The 20802-nt window shown below is 73.1% G+C and carries 2 protein-coding genes and 2 pseudogenes; all 4 read right to left on the reverse strand.

From position 1 onward, the window contains the following. Positions 1-13 precede the first annotated feature (13 nt). Complete coding sequence (locus GA0115233_RS16230) at positions 14-12772, reverse strand: type I polyketide synthase (RefSeq protein WP_304363115.1); 12759 nt, start codon at positions 12770-12772, stop codon at positions 14-16. A gap of 10 nt (positions 12773-12782) precedes the next feature. Then, the gene (locus tag GA0115233_RS16250; protein ID WP_093720934.1) at positions 12783-19811 is read right to left on the reverse strand and encodes a type I polyketide synthase; all 7029 of its coding nucleotides are present in this window, start codon (positions 19809-19811) and stop codon (positions 12783-12785) included. Positions 19812-19877: 66 nt separating this feature from the next. Continuing rightward, positions 19878-20090: pseudogene (locus GA0115233_RS42355) on the reverse strand (hypothetical protein); the annotation flags it as partial. Positions 20091-20131: 41 nt separating this feature from the next. Next, a pseudogene (locus GA0115233_RS42360) lies at positions 20132-20788 on the reverse strand (acyltransferase domain-containing protein); the annotation flags it as partial. Between the last annotated feature and the right edge of the window lie 14 nt (positions 20789-20802).

Below are 20802 nucleotides of genomic sequence, written 5' to 3' on the forward strand. Positions count from 1 at the left end.
CGGATGGGCCGGTTCACGCTGTCCCCAACTCGCTGTCGAGGAGGTCGAACAGTTCGTCGTCGGTGGCGTCGTCCAGGTCGTCGTCCTCGGCGGCGTCCTCGGGCGGCGCGGTGCCTTCCAGGGCGGTTAGCAGCGCCCTGAGCCGGTCGGTGATGCGGTGGCTGACGACGTCGTCGGTGGTGGCGGCGCCGATGACGCGCTCCAGTCGCTCCAGTTCCTCGGCGAGGGCCGGGGCCGTGTCGGGCGCGTCGGCGAGGGTGATCCGGGAGCGGATGTGGCGGGTGAGAGCCATGGGTGTGGGGTGGTCGAAGACGAGGGTGGCGGGGAGGCGGAGTCCGGTCGCCGTGTTCAGGCGGTTGCGCAGCTCAACCGCCGTGAGCGAGTCGAAGCCGAGGTCCTTGAAGGGGCGTTCGGCGTCGACGGACCGCGGGTCGGCGTGACCGAGCACGGCGGCGACGTGGGAGCGGACGAGGTCCAGCAGGAACCGCTCCCGTTCCGGCTCGCCGAGGCTCGCCAACCGTTCCTCCAGGGCCCCGGGCCCACCAGCGGTCCCGGCGGAGACCGCCGAGCGCCGGGTCGGGGCCGCGTGGGTCCGCACCAGACCGCGCAACAGCCCCGGCAGCGTGCCGCCCTTCGCCAGGTTGCGCAGCTCCACCAGGTCGAGCGGGCTGGCCACGAGAAGCGGTTCGTCGAGGGAGACGGCCCGGTCGAAGAGGGCGAGTCCGTGCTCCGAGGACATCGGGACCAGTCCGGCCTGTGAGAGGCGAGCGCGGTCGCGGCTGTCCATGGTGCCGGTCAGGGCGCTGACTTCCTCCCAGTAGCCCCAGGCGAGGGAGGTGGCGGGCAGGCCTTGGGCGCGGCGGTGCTGGGCAAGGGCGTCGAGGAAGGTGTTCGCCGCCGCGTAGTTGGCCTGGCCCGGGGCACCGAAGAGACCGGAGGCGGAGGAGTAGAAGGCGAACAGGCCCAAGTCGGCGTCCCGGGTCAGTTCGTGGAGGTTGATCGCGGCTTCGACCTTCGGGCGCCACACCGTGGCGAGTTGCTCCGGAGTGAGGGAGGTGACCAGGCCGTCCGCGAGGACACCCGCCGCGTGGACGACGCCCGTCAGCCGGCGGCCGTCGAGAAGGGCGGCGAGCTGATCGCGGTCGGCGGCGTCACAGGCCACGATCTCGACCGAGGCACCCAACTCCGATACAGCAGCCTCCAGTTCGGCCGCACCCGGCGCCTCCGGCCCCGTCCGGCTGGTGAGCAGCAGACGGCGCACCCCATACTCGCTCACCAGATGACGGGCCAGCAGACCACCCAGCGTGCCCGTACCGCCCGTGATGAGCACCGTGCCCCCGGGATCCACAACCGGCGGCATCGTCAGCACCACCTTGCCCACATGCCGGGCCTGACTCATGAACCGGAACGCCTCCCGCGCCCTGCGCACATCCCACGCCCGCACCGGCAACGGCTCCAGCACACCCGCCTCGAACAGACCAACGACCGTACGCAGAATCTCGCCCATCCGCTCCGGCCCGGCCTCGCCGAGTTCGACGGGGGCGTACGTCATTCCGGGATTGGCCCGCGTCAACTCCTCCGGGTCACGCAGGTCCGTCCTACCCATTTCGACGAAGCGGCCCTGGGGGGCTAGGAGTTCGAGTGAGGCGTCCACGAACTCGCGGGCCAGGGAGTTCAGTACGACATCGACACGGCGGCCGGCGAAGGACTCGCGGAAGCCCAGGTCACGGGAGGAGGCCATCCGGTCCTCGGACAGGCCCAGGCCGCGCAGGACATCCCACTTGCCCGGACTGGCCGTGGCCAGGACATCGGCGCCGAAGTGCCTGGCGAGCTGGATCGCCGCCATCCCGACCCCACCCGCACCCGCGTGCACCAGCACCGTCTCGCCCCGCCTGAGCCCGCCAAGGTCGACGAGCCCGTAGTACGCCGTCAGGAACACCACCGGAACAGACGCCGCCCGCTCGAAGGACCAGCCCTCCGGGATCGGCACCACGACCCGGGCATCGGCGACGGCCAGCGGTCCGAAAGACCTCGGGATGACGCCCATGACACGGTCGCCGGGAGAGAGATGCGTGACGCCCTCGCCCACCTCGACCACCACACCCGCGGCCTCGCTGCCCAGGATCGGCTGCCCCGGGTACATGCCGAGGCCGATCAGCACATCGCGGAAGTTCATCCCCGCCGCTCGGACGGAGATCCGCACCTGATCGGCGGCCAGCGGAGCCGTGGCCTCCGGGAAGGGGACCAGGGCCAGGCCGTCCAGGGTTCCGGCTCCGACGGTGTCCAGCCGCCATGCCTTCTCACCGGGGGGAGGTACGAGGGCGCTGCCCGTCTCTGCCCGGCCCAGCCTCGGGACAAGGGCTTCCTCATCGCGGAGGGCCACCTGCCACTCCCCCGCCTCCAGCGCCGCCGCGACGCTCTCGGCGACGGCATCGGAACCCGGCTCGGACTCCGGGTCCAGGTCCAGCAACAGGAACCGTCCGGGGTTCTCGGACTGCGCGGAGCGGATCAGGCCCCAGAGCGGGGCGGCCACCAAGTCGCGTACGTCCTCCCCGTCCCGGGGTGCCACAGCACCTCGCGTGACGACCACCAGCCGGGTGTCGCTCAGCGCCTCCTCCGCCAGCCACTCCTGTACGACGGTCAGGGTCCGCTCGGTGGTCCGGCGGGCGGCTTCCGCGGGTGCGCCCTCGGCGCCCAGGGGCGTCCAGAGGACCAGGGAGGGCGCGGGGACACCGGCTTCCAGTACGACCCGCAGTCCTTCGAGGTCGGGGTAGGAGTCGACGGCGAGCCCGGCGTTCTGTACGGCGGCGCCGATGCCGTACGGGTCCTCCGCGCCGAGTACGGCCCAGACGCCGGTAGGTGTGATCTCCTCGGACAGCGGCAGGGGCGTCGTCCAGTCCGCGCGGAACAGGTCGTCGCCCTGGGGGCCGGTCAGGGCCCCGGCCGACACCGGGCGCAGTACCAGCGAGCGCACCTGGGCGACCGGCAGGCCGGTGCTGTCGGCCACCTCCAGCGCCAAGCCGTCCTCACCCGCCGCCGTGATCCGCACCCGCACCCGGTCCGCGCCCGAGGCGAAGAGCGAGACGCCCGTCCAGGCGAACGGCAGCCGAAGTGAGTCGTCGCCGTCCCCGCCGAAGTCGCCGTAGGCGTTGGCGTGCAGGGCCGCGTCCAGCAGCGCCGGGTGGATCCCGAACCGGGCCGCCTCGGCACGTTCGGTCTCGCCCAGCTCCACCTCGGCGAAGACCTCGCCCCCACGCCGCCAGGCCGCGCGCAGTCCTTGGAAGGCGGGGCCGTAGCCGTAGCCGGCCGCTTCGGCGCCCGCGTAGAAGCCGGTCACTTCGAGGGGTTCGGCGTCTCTCGGCGGCCAGACGGTGAAGTCGGTCGCGGGGGTTGGTGTCGTCTCCGCTGCGAGTACGCCCTCGGCGTGCCAGGTCCAGGGGGAGTCCGAGTCCTCGGGGCGGGAGTGCACGGTCACTTCGCGGTCGCCGTGGTCGTCGGGCGCGCCTACGACCACTTGGACCTGCACGGCACCTGTCTCCGGGAGGACCAGCGGGGCGTGCAGGGTCAGTTCGGCGAGGTGGCCGCAGCCGACCTCGTCTCCGGCCCTGATCGCCAGCTCCACGAATCCGGTGCCGGGGAAGAGAACGGTGCCCGCGACCGCGTGGTCCGCCAGCCAGGGCCGGCCGCGGGTCGAGAGCCGCCCGGTCAGGACCAGCCCCCCGTCTGAGGCAAGGCTCACTGCCGCGCCGAGCAACGGGTGGTCGGCGGCGCCGAGTCCCAACTCTGCCGGATCGCCCGTGGTGTTGGGGGCTTCCAGCCAGTAGCGCTCACGCTGGAAGGCGTAGGTGGGGAGGTCGACCCGGGTGACGGGGCGGCCCGAGAAGACCGCGGTCCAGTCGATGTCCAGGCCGTGGACCCAGAGTTCGGCGGCGCTCGCGATGAAGCGGGTGTTCTCGTCCTCGTCGCGGCGGAGGGTGCCGACGACGGTGACCGGGTGGTCGGCCGCCTCGGCTATCGCCTGGACACCCATGGTCAGGACGGGGTGCGCGCTGACTTCGACGAAACGGCCGTGCGGCAGGGCCTCTTGGACCGCCTCGGTGAAACGGACGGGCTGGCGGAGACCTTCGTACCAGTACGCGGCGTCCATCGTGGACGTGTCCAGCACCTCACCGGTGACCGTGGAGATCAGCGGGATTCGGGACTCGCGCGGCGCGACCGGGGCCAGGGCCTCAAGCAGCCTCGCCTCGATGGCTTCCACCTGGGTGGAGTGGGAGGCGTAGTCGACGGGGACGCGTCGGGCTCGTACACCCGCCGCTTCCGCCGTAGCGGCGATCTCGTCCAGGGCTTCCGGATCACCCGCTACGACCGAGGCGTCCGGGCCGTTGTAGACCGCCACCGAGACCCGGTCACCGTACGGCCCGACCCACTCCGCAGCCCGCTCAGGTCCCGTCGCGAGCGACAACATCCCACCACGACCGGCCAGTTCATCCCGGATGGCTGCTGACCTGAGCGCCACCACCCGCGCCGCGTCATCCAAGCACAGCGCACCGACAACCGCGGCAGCCGCAATCTCACCCTGCGAGTGACCGATCACGGCTGCCGGGGTGACCCCAAAGGCCTCCCACACCGCCGACAGTGACACCATCACGGCCCACAGCACCGGCTGAACCACGTCCACCCGCTGCATCCAGCCGTCGTCGTCGCCGGACAGCACCTCCGTGAGCGACCAGTCGACGTAAGTCGACAAAGCCGCCTCGCACTCGGCGATCCGCGCCGCGAACACCGGCGACGACTTCAACAGTCCCCGCCCCATCCCCACCCACTGCGACCCCTGCCCCGGGAACACGAACACCGGGGAACCCGCAGTCACAGCAGTCCCGGACACCGTGTGCGCCGCCACGCCGCCGGACGCCAGAGTCTCAAGACCGGCCCTCAACTCCGTGACTTCACGCCCCCAGACAACCGCCCGGTGCTCAAATCCCGTACGTGAGGCCCAAAGGCTCCACCCCACATCGACCGGATCAGCGTGGACACCGGCGAGCCGCCCCGCCTGCCGGGCCAGCGCCTCCGCGCCACGCCCCGACACCAGCCAGGGCACGACCGGCGATCCCGACAGCCCCTCCGGGCCGGACACCACCACGGGCGCCGCCTCCACCGGGGGCGCTTCCTCCAGGATCACGTGCGCGTTGGTGCCGGAGATGCCGAACGACGAGACACCGGCCCGGCGCGGACGGTCCTCAACCTGCCAGTCCCGTGCCTCGGCCAGGATGCCGACCTGCCCCGCCGACCAGTCCACGTGGTGGGTCGGCCGGTCCACGTGCAGGGTGCGCGGCAGCACTCCCGCCCGCATCGCCATCACCATTTTGATGACACCGGCCACACCGGCGGCGGCCTGTGCATGCCCGATGTTCGACTTCACGGACCCCAGCCACAACGGCCGGCCCGCCTCCCGCTCCTGTCCGTACGTCGCCAGCAGCGCCTGCGCCTCGATCGGGTCGCCCAGCGTCGTCCCCGTCCCGTGCGCCTCGACCGCGTCCACATCCGCCGGCGAAAGCCCGGAGTTGGCCAGTGCCGCCCGGATCACGCGCTGCTGAGAGGGGCCGTTGGGTGCCGTGAGGCCGTTCGAGGCTCCGTCCTGGTTGATCGCCGATCCCCGGACCACGGCGAGCACCTGGTGCCCCTTGGCCCGCGCGTCCGACAACCGCTCGACCACGAGGACGCCGACGCCCTCTCCGGGGCCGAAGCCGTCGGCCGCGTCGGCGAAGGCCTTGCAGCGGCCGTCCGCGGAGAGGCCGCGCTGGCGGCTCAGTTCCACGAAGCCGGCCGGGGTGCACATCACCGTGACTCCGCCCGCCAGCGCCATGTCGCACTCGCCGTTCCGCAGTGACTGCGCGGCCAGGTGCAGGGCGACCAGTGAGGAGGAGCAGGCCGTGTCGACGGTGACCGCGGGGCCTTCCAGGCCGAGTTGGTAGGCGATGCGGCCGGAGGTGACGCTGGACATGTTGCCGGTGCCCAGGAAGCCCTCAATGCCGTCGGGCAGGGTGTTCAGCCGGGCGACGTACTCGGAGGCGAGGGCGCCCGCGAAGACGCCGGTCCGGGTGCCGCGCAGGGAGTCGGGGGCGATACCGGCGCGTTCGACGGCCTCCCAGGAGGCTTCGAGGAGCAGACGCTGCTGGGGGTCCATGGCCAGCGCCTCGCGCGGCGAGATCCCGAAGAACCCCGCGTCGAACCGCGTGGCGTCCGCCACGAAGCCGCCGCCCCGGACGTACGTCTTGCCCTGGGCTTCGGGGTCGGGGTCGTAGAGGTCCTCGTCCCAGTCGCGGTCCTTCGGGAAGGGGGCGATGGCGTCCTCTCCGGCGAGGACCATCCGCCACAGGTGCTCCGGGGACTCGATTCCGCCGGGGTAGCGGCAGGCCATGCCGACGATGGCGATCGGTTCGTCCGCCGTACCGGGGCTCGCGGCCACGGCCTGTCGCTCACCGGGGTCGGGCAGTCCGCCGATCCGGGAGCGGATGTAGTGGGCGAGGACGGTGGGCGTGGGGTGGTCGAAGACGAGGGTGGCGGGGAGGCGGAGTCCGGTCGCCGCGTTGAGGCGGTTGCGCAGCTCGACCGCCGTCAGGGAGTCGAAGCCCAGGTCCTTGAACGGCCGTTGCGCGTCCACGGTCTGGGGGTTCGGGTGTCCCAGTACGGCGGCGACGTGCGAGCGCACCAGGTCCAGCAGTGCCTTCTCCCGCTCCGTCTCGCTCAGCCCGGCCAGCCGTTCGGCCAGGGAGCCGCCGTCCGCCGCGGCGGCGGAGGCGACGGTGCGGCGTGTCGCCGCCGGGGCCCGGACAAGTCCCTTCAGGAGACCGGGCAGTACGCCTTTCGCCGCGTGGGAGCGCAGTTCCGCCCAGTCCAGCGGGCTGGCCAGGACGATCCCCTCGTCCAGGTGCAGGGCCCCGTCGAGCAGGGCGAGTCCGCGCTCCGAGGACAGGGGGACGAGGCCGCCCTGGGAGACCCGTGCCCGGTCTCGGCTCTCCATGTGCCCGGTCATGGCGCTGGCCTGTTCCCAGTAGCCCCAGGCGAGGGAGGTGGCGGGCAGGCCTTGGGCGCGGCGGTGCTGGGCGAGGGCGTCGAGGAAGGTGTTCGCCGCCGCGTAGTTGGCCTGGCCCGGGGCACCGAAGAGACCGGAGGCGGAGGAGTAGAAGGCGAACAGGCCCAAGTCGGCGTCCCGGGTCAGTTCGTGGAGGTTGATCGCGGCTTCGACCTTCGGGCGCCACACCGTGGCGAGTTGCTCCGAAGTGAGGGAGGTGACCAGGCCGTCCGCGAGGACACCCGCCGCGTGGACGACGCCCGTCAGCCGACGCCCGTCGAGAAGGGCGGCGAGCTGATCGCGGTCAGCGGCGTCACAGGCCACGATCTCGACCGAGGCACCCAATTCGGTTACAGCAGCAGCGAGTTCGGCCGCCCCCGGCGCCTCCGGCCCCGTCCGGCTGGTGAGCAGCAGACGGCGCACGCCGTACTCGCTCACCAGATGACGGGCCAGCAGACCACCCAGCGTGCCCGTACCGCCCGTGATGAGCACCGTGCCCCCGGGATCCACAACCGGCGGCATCGTCAGCACCACCTTGCCCACATGCCGGGCCTGACTCATGAACCGGAACGCCTCCCGCGCCCTGCGCACATCCCACGCCCGCACCGGCAACGGCTCCAACACACCCGCCTCGAACAGACCAACGACCGTACGCAGAATCTCGCTCGCCCGGTCCAGTCCACCGTCTCCGGGGCTGTACGCGCGATAGGTGACCCCGGGCCGCTCGGCAGCGACCTGCTCCGCATCCCGGATGTCGGTCTTGCCCAGTTCCAGGAACCGTCCGCCGTCCGACAGCAGGTCGAGGGAGGCGTCGACGAACTCGTGGGCGAGGGAGTTGAGTACGACATCGACGCGGCGGTCGGCGAAGGACTCGCGGAAGTCCAGGTCGCGGGAGGAGGAGAGCTGATCGTCGGTCAGACCCAGGGCGCGCAGCGCGTCCCACTTCGCCGGACTGGCCGTGGCGAGAACCTCCGCTCCGAAATGGCGGGCGAGTTGGATCGCGGCCATGCCGACACCGCCGGCCCCCGCGTGCACGAGGACGGTGTCGCCCGCCTCGACCGCGGCCAGGTCGACCAGCCCGTAGTACGCGGTCAGGAACACCACCGGAACCGACGCCGCCCGCTCGAACGACCAGCCCTCCGGGACCGGCACCAGCATGCGCGCGTCCGTGACCGAGAGCGGGCCCAGGCCGCCCGTCACGAAACCCATCACCCGGTCGCCGGGGGCGAGATGGGTGACGTCTGCGCCCACCTCGACCACCACTCCCGCGGCCTCACTGCCCATGATCCGCTGATCGGGAACCATGCCGAGACCGATCAGCACATCACGGAAGTTGAGCCCCGCGGCCCGTACCGAGATCCGCACCTGTCCGGCTTCGAGCTCCGCGGTGGCCTCCGGAACCGGCACCAGGGCCAGGCCGTCGAGCGTGCCCGAGGCGACGGTGTCCAGCCGCCAGGCCCGTTCCCCGGCCGGGGGCACCAGCGCGTCCCCGGAGGAGGCCCGGGCCAGCCTAGGCACGAGCACGTCCTCACCCCGGACCGCGAGCTGCCACTCCCCCGCCGCCAAGGCCGCGGCGACCCCCTCGGCCGCGAGGTCGACCGCCGCATCGGACGCCGGGTCCAGGTCCAACAGCAGGAACCGGCCGGGGTTCTCGGACTGCGCCGACCGGACCAGACCCCACACGGGGGCGGTCGCCAGATCCCGTACGCCCTCGCCGTCGCGCACAGCCACAGCACCGCGCGTCACGACGACCAGCCGAGTGTCGCTCAGCGGGTCCTGCGCCAGCCACTCCTGCACCAGCCCCAGCACGTCCTCGACGACCTCGCGTGCGGCCACCGCCGACACGTCCTCCGCCCCGGGGGGCGTCCAGAGGACGACGGCGGGCGCGGGAACACCCGCGTCCAGCACCACCCGCAGACCTTCGAGGTCCAGGTAGGAGTCCACGGCAAGCCCGGCGCCCTGCACGGCCGCACCGACGTTGTACGGGTCCTCCGTGCCGAGCACGGCCCAGGCACCCGTGATCTCCTCGGCCTCCTCCGGCAACGGCAGGGACGACCACTCCACGCGGAAGAGGTCCTCGCCCTCCGCACTGGTCAGCGCCTCCGCCGACACCGGCCGCAGCACCAACGAGCGCACCTCGGCGACCGGTTGGCCGGTACCGTCGGCCACCCGCACCGATAGCGCGTCCTCGCCCGCCGCGCCGATCCGCACCCGCAACCGGTCCGCACCCGACGCGAACAGCGACACGCCAGTCCAGGCGAACGGCAGCCGCAGCGCCTCCCCGCCGCCACCGAAGTCGCCGTACCCATTGGCGTGCAACGCCGCGTCCAGCAACGCCGGATGAATCCCGAACCGGCCCGCCTCGGAACGCGTCGGCTCCCCCAACTCCACCTCGGCGAAGACCTCGCCCCCACGCCGCCATACGGCACGCAGGCCCTGGAAGGCCGGCCCGTAGCCGTAGCCGACCGCCTCCACGGCCGGGTAGAAGCCGGTGACGTCGATGCTCTCGGCGCCCGCGGGGGGCCACTGTGTGAGGCCCGCGTCGGACGGTGCCACCGACTCGGGGCTGAGGGTGCCTTCCGCGTGCAGGGTCCACTCGGGCTCGGCGCCCTCGGGTCGGGAGTACACAGTGAGCGCGCGCTGCCCCTGCCCGTCCGGGGCACTGACGACGACCTGGAGGTGCACGGCGCCCTGCTCGGGGAGGACCAGCGGCGCCTGGAGGGTCAGTTCGGAGAGATGGGCGCACCCGACCTCGTCGCCCGCCCTGATCGCCAGTTCCACGAATCCGGTGCCGGGCAACAGCACCTTGCCCGCGACAGCGTGGTCCGCCAGCCAGGGATGCGTACGCAGCGACAGCCTGCCCGTCAGCACCAGACCCCCGTCGGCGGCGAGGCTGACGGCGGCGCCCAGCAACGGGTGGTCGGCGGCGGCCAGACCGGCGCCGCTGACATCCGCGGTGCCGGTGCCGGACTCCAGCCAGTAGCGCTGGTGTTGGAAGGCGTAGGTGGGGAGGTCGACTCGGGTGACGGTCCGCCCGGCGTACACCGCCGACCAGTTGACGTCCACGCCGTGCACCCAGAGTTCGGCGGCGCTCGCAATGAATCGGGTGTTCTCGTCCTCGTCGCGGCGGAGGGTGCCGACGACGGTGACCGGGTGGTCGGCCGCCTCGGCTATCGCCTGCACGCCCATGGTCAGCACGGGGTGGGCACTGACCTCGACGAAACGGCCGTAGGGCAAGGCCTGTTGCACGGCCTCGGTGAAACGGACGGGCCGGCGCAGCCCTTCGTACCAGTACGCGGCGTCCATCGTGGACGTGTCCAGCACCTCGCCGGTGACCGTGGAGATCAGCGGGATGCGGGACTCCTGCGGTACGACCGGGGCCAGGGCCTCAAGCAGCCTCGCCTCGATGGCCTCCACTTGGGTGGAGTGGGAGGCGTAGTCGACGGGGACGCGTCGGGCTCGTACACCCGCCGCTTCCGCCGTAGCGGCGATCTCGTCCAGAGCCCGCGGATCACCCGCTACGACCGAGGCGTCCGGGCCGTTGTAGACCGCCACCGAAACCCGCTCACCATACGGCGCAACCCACTCCGCAGCCCGCTCAGGACCCGTCGCCAGCGACAACATCCCACCACGACCAGCAAGGTCATCCCGGATGGCTGCTGACCTGAGCGCCACCACCCGCGCCGCGTCACCCAAACTCAGCGCACCGACAACCGCGGCAGCCGCAATCTCACCCTGCGAGTGACCGATCACGGCTGCCGGGGTGACCCCGAAGGCCTCCCACACCGCCGCCAGTGACACCATCACGGCCCACAGCACCGGCTGAACCACGTCCACCCGCTGCATCCAGCCGTCGTCGTCGCCGGACAGCACCTCCGTGAGCGACCAGTCGACATGGGTCGACAAAGCCGCCTCGCACTCGGCGATCCGCGCCGCGAACACCGGTGAGGACGAGAGCAGCCTCCGCCCCATCCCCAGCCACTGCGACCCCTGCCCCGGGAACACGAACACCGGGGCGCTCCCGACCACGGCGCTTCCCGCAACGGTGTTCGCCGCCACTCCGCCGGAGGCGAGGGCCTCAAGCCCAGCCGTCAGTTCCGCGGCGTCACCTCCCCAGACCACCGCCCGGTGCTCGAACGATGTCCGCGCGCTGCACAGACTCCAGCCCACGTCCACCGGGTCACCGGTGACCGTCGCCAGCCGTCCCGCCTGGGCGCGCAGCGCGTCAGCCGTGCGCCCCGACACCGGCCAGGGCACTGCCGGGGACCCCGACAGTCCCTCAGGACCGTCGACAGGCCCTGGCTGCACCGCCGGCGGCGCCTCCTCAAGGATCATGTGGGCGTTCGTCCCGGAGACCCCGAAGGACGACACCGCGCCCCGGCGCGGCCGTTCTCCTTCCGTGGTCCATTCCCTTGCCTGCGTGAGGAGTTGGACGTTGCCGGAGGACCAGTCGACGTGCGGGGTCGGTTCGTCGATGTGGAGGGTGCGGGGCAGGACGCGCTCCCGCAGGGCCATGACCATTTTGATGAGGCCCGCGACGCCCGCGCAGGCGCCGGAGTGGCCGATGTTGGACTTGATGGAGCCGAGCCACAGCGGTCGTTCGGGGTCCCGGTTCTGTCCGTATGTGGCGAGCAGGGCCTGTGCCTCGATCGGGTCGCCGAGGCTGGTTCCCGTGCCGTGGGCCTCGACCGCGTCCACGTCGCGAATGGTGAGGCGGGCGTTGTCCAGGGCCTGTTGGATGACGCGGCGCTGGGCGAGTTCGCTGGGCGCGCTGAGGCCGTTGCTGGCGCCGTCCTGGTTGGTGGCGGAGCCTCGGACGACGGCGAGGACCCGGTGGCCGTTGCGGCGGGCGTCGGAGAGTCGTTCCAGGAGGAGGACACCGACGCCCTCGGACCAGATCGTGCCGTCGGCGGCGGCCGCGAAGGCCTTGCAGCGGCCGTCGCGGGCGAGTCCGCGCTGGCGGCTGAAGCCGACGAAGCCGGAGGGGGTGGGCATGACGGTGACGCCGCCGGCGAGGGCGAGGTCGCATTCGCCGTTGCGCAGGGCCTGGACGCCGAGGTGGGTGGCGACGAGGGAGGAGGAGCAGGCCGTGTCGACGGTGACGGCGGGGCCCTCCAGGCCGAGGACGTAGGAGATGCGGCCGGAGACGACGGCGGTCATGTTGCCGGTGACGAGGAAGCCCTCGATCTCCTCGGGGACGGTGTCCAGGCGCGCGGCGTAGTCGGAGGCGACGGCGCCCGCGAAGACGCCGGTGCGGGTGCCGCGCAGAGCGGCGGGGACGATGTCGGCGCGTTCGATTGCCTCCCAGCTCGACTCCAGCAGCAGGCGCTGTTGCGGGTCCATGGCGAGGGCCTCGCGCGGGGAGATCCCGAAGAACTCGGGGTCGAAGTCGGCGGCGTCGTGCAGGAAGCCGCCCTGGACGACGTAGCTCTTGCCGTAGGCGTCCGGGTCGGGGTCGTACAGGTCCTCGTCCCAGCCCCGGTCGGTGGGGAAGGGGGTGATGCCGTCGGTGCCGTCGGCGACCATGCGCCACAGGTCCTCCGGTGTGCCGACGCCGCCGGGGAAGCGGCAGGCCATGCCGATGACCGCGACCGGGTCCTGGTCCTTGGCCTCAAGTTCGCGCAGCCGCTGCCGTACCTGGGAGTAGTCGGCGGTGACACGCTTGAGGTACTCGCGGAGCTTGTCTTCGTTGTTCGGCATCGGGGGGCTCCTAGGCTCCGAGCTCACGGTCGATCAGGTCGAACATCTCGTCGTCGGTGACGGAGTCGAGGGCGCTGCCGTCGAGCACGCTCTCGCCGGGGCCGTCGGCCGTGGGTGCGGTGGTGCTGGTCCAGCGCCACAGGACCGACTCCAGGCGTTTGACGACGCGGGCGCGGGCGGTGTGGTCGTCGAAGCCCGGTTCGACGGCGGCGAGGGCGGTGTCGAGCCGTTCGATCTCGGCGAGGACGCGTTCGGTGTCGTCGGCAGTCGCCGTGCCGCCGTCGGCGAGTGCCAGGCGTTCGTCGAGGTGGGCGGCGAGGGCGGTGGGGGCGGGGTAGGTGAAGACGAGGGTGGGCGGGAAGGTGAGGCCGGTCTCGGCGCCCAGCCGGTTGCGGAGCTGGACGGCCATCATCGAGTCGAAGCCGATGTCCTTGAACTGCCGGTCGGGGTCGACTGCTTCGGCCGAGTCGTGGCCGAGCACGGCCGCCGCCTGCCGGCGCACCAGGTCGGTGAGGTGCCGGAGGCGTTCTTCGGCGGTGAGGCCGGAGAGTGTGCGGACGAGGGCCTCGCCGGCCGCCGGGTCGGTGCCCTCGGTCGTGCCGGTGGCTCCTCGGCGGCGGGCGGGGACGGTGGGCGCGAGGTCGCGCAGTTCGGGCGGGAGGGTGCCGGTCGTGGCGCGGCGGCGCAGGTCCGCGGGGTCGAGCCGGGTCGCGACGAGCGGGGGCAGGCTCTGGTCGAGGATGTGGGCCAGGGCGGCGGCCGCGGTGCCCGGTGTCGTCTTGGCCTCCTCGTCCCAGGGGGCCGGGGTGACGAGTGCGATCGGGAGTCCGGCGGCCCGGCGTTCGTGGGCCAGGGCCGTGAGGCGGGCGTCGGGGTGGGTGGCGAGTACGGCGAAGGCGGTGACGGTGTCGTCGGGCTTTGTCAGCTCGTGCAGGTGGGCGGTGACCGTGGGGTCGTTGGCCGTGTCGACGATCGCGGTCACCTGTCGGTCCTTGAGGAGTCCGGTGAGCCAGGCGCGGTCGGTGAGGTCGCCCGTGACCGTTTCCACGTCCGTGGTGGGAAGGTCGTCGGTGGGGGCCGCCAACAGCACGGAGTCGACGGCTCGTTCGGTGGTCAGGTGGTGGACGAGGGTCGCGGCCGCGGTGCCGTCGCCGGACGCCGTGACCAGGACGGTGCCGTCCAGGGGCGGGTGGGTCCCGGGGGCCGGGACGCGTCGGGCGCGCGGGACGAGGAGGTCGCCGTCGCGCAGGGCGAGCGTCGGTTCTCCGGTGACGCGCAGGGCAGCGGGGAGGTCGGGGTCCGGGTCGGCGTCGAGGTCGAGGTGGATGACGCGCCCGGGGTGCTCGGTCTGGACGACGCGTATGCGGTGTCCTACGGCGATCCCCGCCGGGTCCGTGTGGCCGTTCCGGGTGACGACGGCGAGGCGTGCGTGGGTGAGCCGTTCGTCGGCGAGCCAGCGGTCGAGGAGGGCCGCCGCCCGGTCCGCTTCGCCGTCCCGGTTGGCGCACGGCGCCAGTACCCATTCCGGTACGGGCAGGCCCGCGTCCAGTGTGGCGAGCAGGGCGTCGAGGTCGGCGTGCTCGACGACGGCGTGGCCGCCTTCCTGGACGGTGACCGCGAGGCCGAGCGTGTCCTCCCCGAGGATCGCCCAGGTCGCGAACTCGTCCTCGATACCCGCCTGTTGGTTCTGTGCCGACGGGGTCCACTCGATCCGGAGCAGTGCGTCGGCGGCGGATGTGGCGGCGGTCAGCTGTGCGGGGTCCACGGCGCGCTGTACGAGGGCCCCGATCGCGGCGACCGGGCGGCCCGCCGGGTCGGCGAGCAGGACGCTGGTGCCGTCGGGCCCGGCCGGAGTGAGGCGGACGCGCAGTTCGGTGGCGCCGGTGGCGTACAGCCGTACGTCGCTCCAGGCGAAGGGCTGGCGGAGTTCGGACGTGTCGGTGGTGAGGGCGCTCGCGTGGAGGGCGGCGTCGAGGAGGGCGGGATGGAGGCCGTAGCGCGGGGCCTCGGTGCGCAGGGGGTCGGGGAGGGCGACGTCGGCGTAGGTCTCCTCGCCGAGGCGCCAGGCGGCGCGCAGGCCGTGGAAGGCGGGGCCGTAGCCGTAACCGGCGGCTTCCGCCCGGTCGTAGAAGCCGGAGAGGTCGAGGGGTTCGGCGCCGAGCGGGGGCCAGACGGTGAGGTCGTCCGGCTCGGGGCCGGTCTGCGGGTGCAGGACGCCCTCGGCGTGGCAGGTCCAGGGTTCGTCGGGGGTGCTGTGCTCGGGGCGGGAGTGGACGGCGACGGTGCGGGTGCCGTCGTCGGCGGGGGCGCCCACGGCGACCTGGATCAGGACGCCGCCCCGGTCGGGCAGGACCAGGGGGCTGCCGAGGACCAGTTCGCCGAGGTGTCCGCAGCCCGCCTCGTCGCCCGCGCGGATCGCGAGTTCGGTGAGGGCCGAGCCGGGGAGCAGCGCGGTGCCGAGCAGCCGGTGCTGGCCGAGCCAGGGGTGGCTGTGGGGTGCGAGGCGGCCGGTGAGCAGCAGCCCTTCGTCGTCGGCCGGGTGGACGACGGCGCCGAGGAGAGGATGGCCGGTGTCGGTGAGGCCGAGGCCCGCCGGATCGCCCGCGGTGCCGGAGGGGGCGGTGAGCCAGTAGCGGCGGCGCTGGAAGGGGTAGGTGGGCAGGTCGACGGGGTGTGGGGTGCGGCCCGCGTGGAGAGCGGTCCAGTCGACGTGGGCCCCGGCGGTCCACAGGGCGGCGGCGGAGGCCGCGAATCGGTCGGGGCCTCCCTCCTCCCGGCGCAGGGTGCCGGTGATGACGGTGGCGTCGGCGCCGACGGTGTCCTCCAGCGCGGCGACCAGTACGGGGTGGGCGCTGACCTCGACGAAGGTGGTGTGGCCGAGTTCGACGGCGGTTTCGACGGCGGCCCGGAAGGATACCGGTTCACGCTGGTTGCGGTACCAGTAGGCGGCGTCCAGGGCTGCGGTGTCGTGGGGCCTGCCGGTAACGGTGGAGAGGAAGGCGGCGCGGCCGGGGCGCGGGTGGACGGTGCCGATGGCGGTGAGCAGGGCCTCCTCGACCTCGTCCATCTGGGGGGAGTGGGAGGCGTAGGCGTGGGCGACGCGACGGTGCCAGACGCCGTCCGCCTCCAGCTCGGCGGCGAGCGCGTCCAGTGCCTCGTGGGTGCCGGCGACGACGGTGGAGGTGGGGCTGTTGACGGCGCCGACGGACAGCGCCCCGTCGTGGGCCGCCAGCCGCTCGGCGAGCCGTTCCGCGCTCTCGGCGACGGAGATCAGACTGCCGCGTTCGAGGAAGGTCGCGCCGAGGGCCGCGCGGGCGGTGATGATCCGGGCGGCCTCCTCCAGGTCGAGCGCCCCGGCGACCACGGCCGCCGCCAACTCGCCCTGCGAGTGCCCGATGACGGCGGACGGCGTGACGCCGAGCGCCTCCCAGACTGCGGCCAGTGAGATCATCACCGCCCACAGCACGGGCTGGAGGATCTCCACGCGCTCGGTCCACTCAACCCAACGGGAGTCCGGTTCCGGCCCGTTGAGCAGCTCGGTGAGCCGCCATTCCACGTGCGGCGCGAGCGCCGCCTCGCACTCGGCCATGCGGGCGGCGAACACCGGGCTCGCGGCGAGGAGTTCGCGACCCATGGCCGGCCACTGCGAGCCCTGTCCGGGGAAGACGAAGGTGACTCCGGCGGGGGCCTTGGCCCGCCCGGTGACGACCGGTCCGGCGGCCGGCCGGTCGGCGCCCTGGGCCAGGGCACGCGCCGCTGCCAGCGGATCGGGGCCGAGGAGGACCGCGCGGTGTTCCAGGGCGGCGCGCCGGGTGAGCAGCGCGTGGGAGACGTCGGCCGGGTCGGTGTCGGTGTCCAGGTGGGCGGCGAGCCGGGCGGCCTGGGCGCGCAGGGCGTCCGTGTCACGGGCGGAGAGGGTCCACGGCAGCGGCCCGCCGTGCCACACCGGCTCACCCGGGACGGGCGCGGGCACGGGCCCGGCGTCCTCGGGCGGTGCCTCCAGGATGACGTGCGCGTTGGTGCCGCTGATCCCGAAGGAGGACACGCCCGCGCGCCGGGCACGGCCGGTCTCCGGCCAGGGGATCGCCTCGGTGAGCAGGGAGACGGCGCCGGCGCTCCAGTCGACGTGCGAGGTCGGCTCGTCCACGTGCAGCGTCCTGGGCAGGACGCCTTCGCGCATCGCCAGCACCATTTTGATGACGCCCGCGACACCGGCGGCGGCCTGGGTGTGCCCGATGTTGGACTTCACCGACCCCAGCCACAGCGGCCGTTCGCGGTCCCGGCCGTAGGTCGCGAGCAGGGCCTGTGCCTCGATCGGGTCGCCGAGCTTCGTGCCCGTGCCGTGGGCCTCGACCGCGTCCACGTCGGCGGCACCGACCCCGGCGGCGGTGAGGGCGGCGCGGATGACGCGCTGCTGGGAGGGTCCGTTGGGGGCGGTCAGCCCGTTGGAGGCGCCGTCCTGGTTGATCGCGGTGCCCTTGACGACGGCGAGGATCCGGTGGCCGTTGCGGCGGGCGTCGGAGAGCCGTTCCAGGAGCAGCATGCCGACGCCCTCGGCGGGGCCGAAGCCGCCCGCGTCGGCGGAGAAGGCCCGGCAACGGCCGTCGGCGGAGAGTCCGCGCTGCCGGCTGAACTCCAGGAAGATCGACGGCGAGGGCAGCACGGTGACACCCCCGGCGAGGGCCAGCGAGCACTCGCCGTCCCGCAGCGCCTTCACCGCCAGGTGCAGGCTGACCAGCGAGGACGAGCAGGCCGTATCGATGGTGATGGCCTGGCCTTCGAGGCCGAGGGCGTAGGCGACCCGCCCGGAGGCCACGCTCGCGGAGTTGCCGATGCCGAGGAAGCCCTCCAGATCCTCCTGGCCGGGCCCGTAGGCGTGGGCGTAGTCGAGGGCGACGAGGCCGACGAAGACACCGGTCCTGCTGCCGCGCAGCCGCAGCGGATCGATGCCGGCCCGCTCGACGGTCTCCCAGCTCGCCTCCAGCAGCAGCCGCTGCTGGGGGTCCATGGCCAGCGCCTCGCGCGGCGAGATCCCGAAGAACGCGGCGTCGAAGGAGTCCGCTCCGGTCATGAACCCGCCCTCACGGCCGTAGGTGCTGCCGGGCCGCTCGGGGTCGGGGTCGTAGTAGTCCTCGATGTCCCAGCCCCGGTCGTCGGGGCACCGGGTGATGGCGTCGCGGCCCTCGGCCAGCAACTCCCACAGCGCCTCGGGCGAGTCGACCCCGCCGGGCAGCCGACAGCTCATACCGATGATCACCACGGGGTCGTCGTCGGCACCGGACGCTTCCGCGCCCGGGACATCCGCCTGTTCCTCCACCACCTCCGGGAGCACGAGCGTGAGCAGGTGGCGGGCGAGCGAACTGGTGCTGGGGTAGTCGAAGACGAGCGTGGCGGGCAGCCGCAGCCCCGTGCGGGCGATGAGCCGGTTGCGCAGGTCGACCGCGGTCAGCGAGTCGAAACCCAGTTCCTTGAAGGGCCGTTCGGGATCGACCCGCTGCGCGGAGGAGTGGCCGAGCGACGCGGCGACATGCTCGCGTACGACGTCCACCATGGCCCGCTCCCGGTCCCGCGTGGGCAGCGCGGCCAGCCGGGCGGCGAGATCCCCGGCCCCGGCCGGGCGCTCGCCCTCCGCGCCCGAGGCCGGTGCGACGAAGTCGGCCAGCAGCGGGCTGGGCCGACCCGTGGTGAACCCGGCGGCGAACCGTTCCCACTCCACGTCCACGACCGCGACGGCCCCCGCCGCGTCCGTCCCGCCGAGCACTGCACGGCGCAGCGCGGCGACGGCACGCGACGGCTCCATGGGCACGAGGCCCGCCCGCCGCACCCCGCTCTCCACGATCCGCTCCTTGGCCATGCCCGCCCCGGCCCAGGGCCCCCAGGCCACGGAGGTGGCGGGCAGCCCGGCGGCGCGGCGCCGCGCGGCCAGCGCGTCGAGGGAGGCGTTCGCGGCGGCGTAGGCGGCCTGCCCGAGCGTGCCGACGGTCCCGGAGAGGGAGGAGAACAGCACAAAGGCCGCGAGGTCGTGACCGGCCGTCAGCTCATGGAGGTGCTGCGCCGCGGCGGCCTTCGGCCGCAGAACACGCCGCAACGACTCCTCGGTCAGCGAGGCCGCCACTCCGTCCTCGACGATTCCGGCGGTGTGTACGACGGCCCTGAGCGGCAGTTCCTCCGGTACGGCGGCCAGCACCTCGGCAAGCCGCTCCCGGTCGGCCGCGTCGCACGCCGTCACCGTCACCCGCGCGCCCAGCCCGCGCAACTCCTCGGCGAGCGCGTCGGCACCGGGCGCCTCCCGCCCGCCGCGGCTGAGCAGCAGCAGATGCTCGGCACCCGCCTCGGCCAGGGACCGCGCGACATGAGCTCCCAGCGCACCGGTCCCACCCGTGATGAGCACGGTCCCGCGCGGCGGCCACTCCCCCTCCTCCCGGGCACCGATCGCGCCCCGGACGAGCCGCCGCGCCGACAACCCGGCCGGACGCACGGCGAGTTGATCCTCACCGTCCGCCCCGAGCAGCGCCGCGGCCAGCAGTCGCCCGGTGCGCTCGTCGAGCGCTTCCGGCAGATCGACGAGACCGCCCCACAGATCGGGCAGCTCCAGCCCGACGACCCTGCCGAGCCCCCAGAGCGCGGCGCCGCCCGCGTCGGGCGGTGGGTCGGAGGGCGTCACGGCGACGGCACCCCGGGTGGCACACCACAGGGGCGCGTCAATACCGGCCGCGGCGACCGCGTGCAGGAGGGCGAGGGTGGCGGTGAGTGCGGGGGCGAGGCCGTCGTCGTCCGGGGTGGTCGCGGCGGGGTCGCAGCCCAGGAGGGAGAGCACGCCGGTGAAGGGGGTGTCGTCGGTGGCGCAGCGGGCCAAGTGCTCCGTAAGTCGGTCTCCGGTCACCGGGACCGGCTCGATACCGGCTGCCGCAAGGGCGGTGACAATGCCGGTGACCGGCTCGGCGGCACCCTCGGGCACCACCACCAGCCAACGGCCGCTCGCCGTCGCCCCCGGAGGCGGCAGCGGCTTCCAGGTGACCGTGTAGCGGAGGGCGTCCACGGCACTCCGCTCCCGTCGGCGGCGCCGCCAGGCGGCCAGGGCAGGGAGCGCTTCGCGCAGGGCGTCGTCGTCGGAGTCGAGGGCCGCCGCGAGGGCGGTGACATCCTCCTGCTCGACGGCTTCCCAGAAGCGGGACTCCTCGGTGTCGGGGGTGTCTGTGGGGGTGGGGCGTCCAGCCAGTAGCGGTCGTGTTGGAAGGGGTAGGTGGGGAGGTCTACGCGGTGGGGGTTGCGGCCGGCGAACAGCGCGGGCCAGTCGATGTCCACGCCGCTCACCCAAAGGCGGGAGATGGCGTGGGTGAAGGTCTCGACTTCGTTGTGGTCGCGGCGGGTTGCGGCTACGAGCACGCCGTCGGTGGATTCGGCGGCCATCGCGGTGAGTGTGGCGTCCGGGCCCAGCTCCAGGAACTTGGTCACGCCCGCTTCGGTGAGCGTGCAGAGGCCGTCGGCGAAGCGGACGGCCTCACGGACGTGACGGACCCAGTAGGCGGGAGTGCGGATGTCCTCGGCGGCGATCGCTCCGGTCAGGTTCGAGACGAGAGGGATGCGCGGGGCGGCGTAGGTGATGGCGGCCGCCACCTGCTCGAAGTCGGCGAGCATCGGCTCCATCAGCGCCGAGTGGAAAGCGTGGGAGACCTTCAGGCGACGGGACTTGATCCCCGCTGCCGTGAGGCGTTCCCGTACGGCTTCGATGGCTTCCTCGGGACCCGAGAGCACCATGGACGACGGCCCGTTGACGGCGGCCACGTCCACACCGTCCAGATACTCCTCAACAGCACCGGACTGGACGGCGAGCATGGCTCCACCGGGCGGCAGCGCCTGCATCAGCGAACCCCGCGCGGCAACCAGGCGGCAGGCATCCTCCAGCGAGAACACACCCGCCACATGAGCGGCGACGACTTCACCGACGGAGTGGCCCATCACAAAGTCCGGACGCACACCCCACGACTCCACCAACCGATACAGAGCCACTTCCACAGCGAACAGACCAG

The sequence above is a fragment of the Streptomyces sp. DI166 genome, assembly GCF_900091315.1.
In the GTDB taxonomy this organism is placed as follows: domain Bacteria; phylum Actinomycetota; class Actinomycetes; order Streptomycetales; family Streptomycetaceae; genus Streptomyces; species Streptomyces fuscus.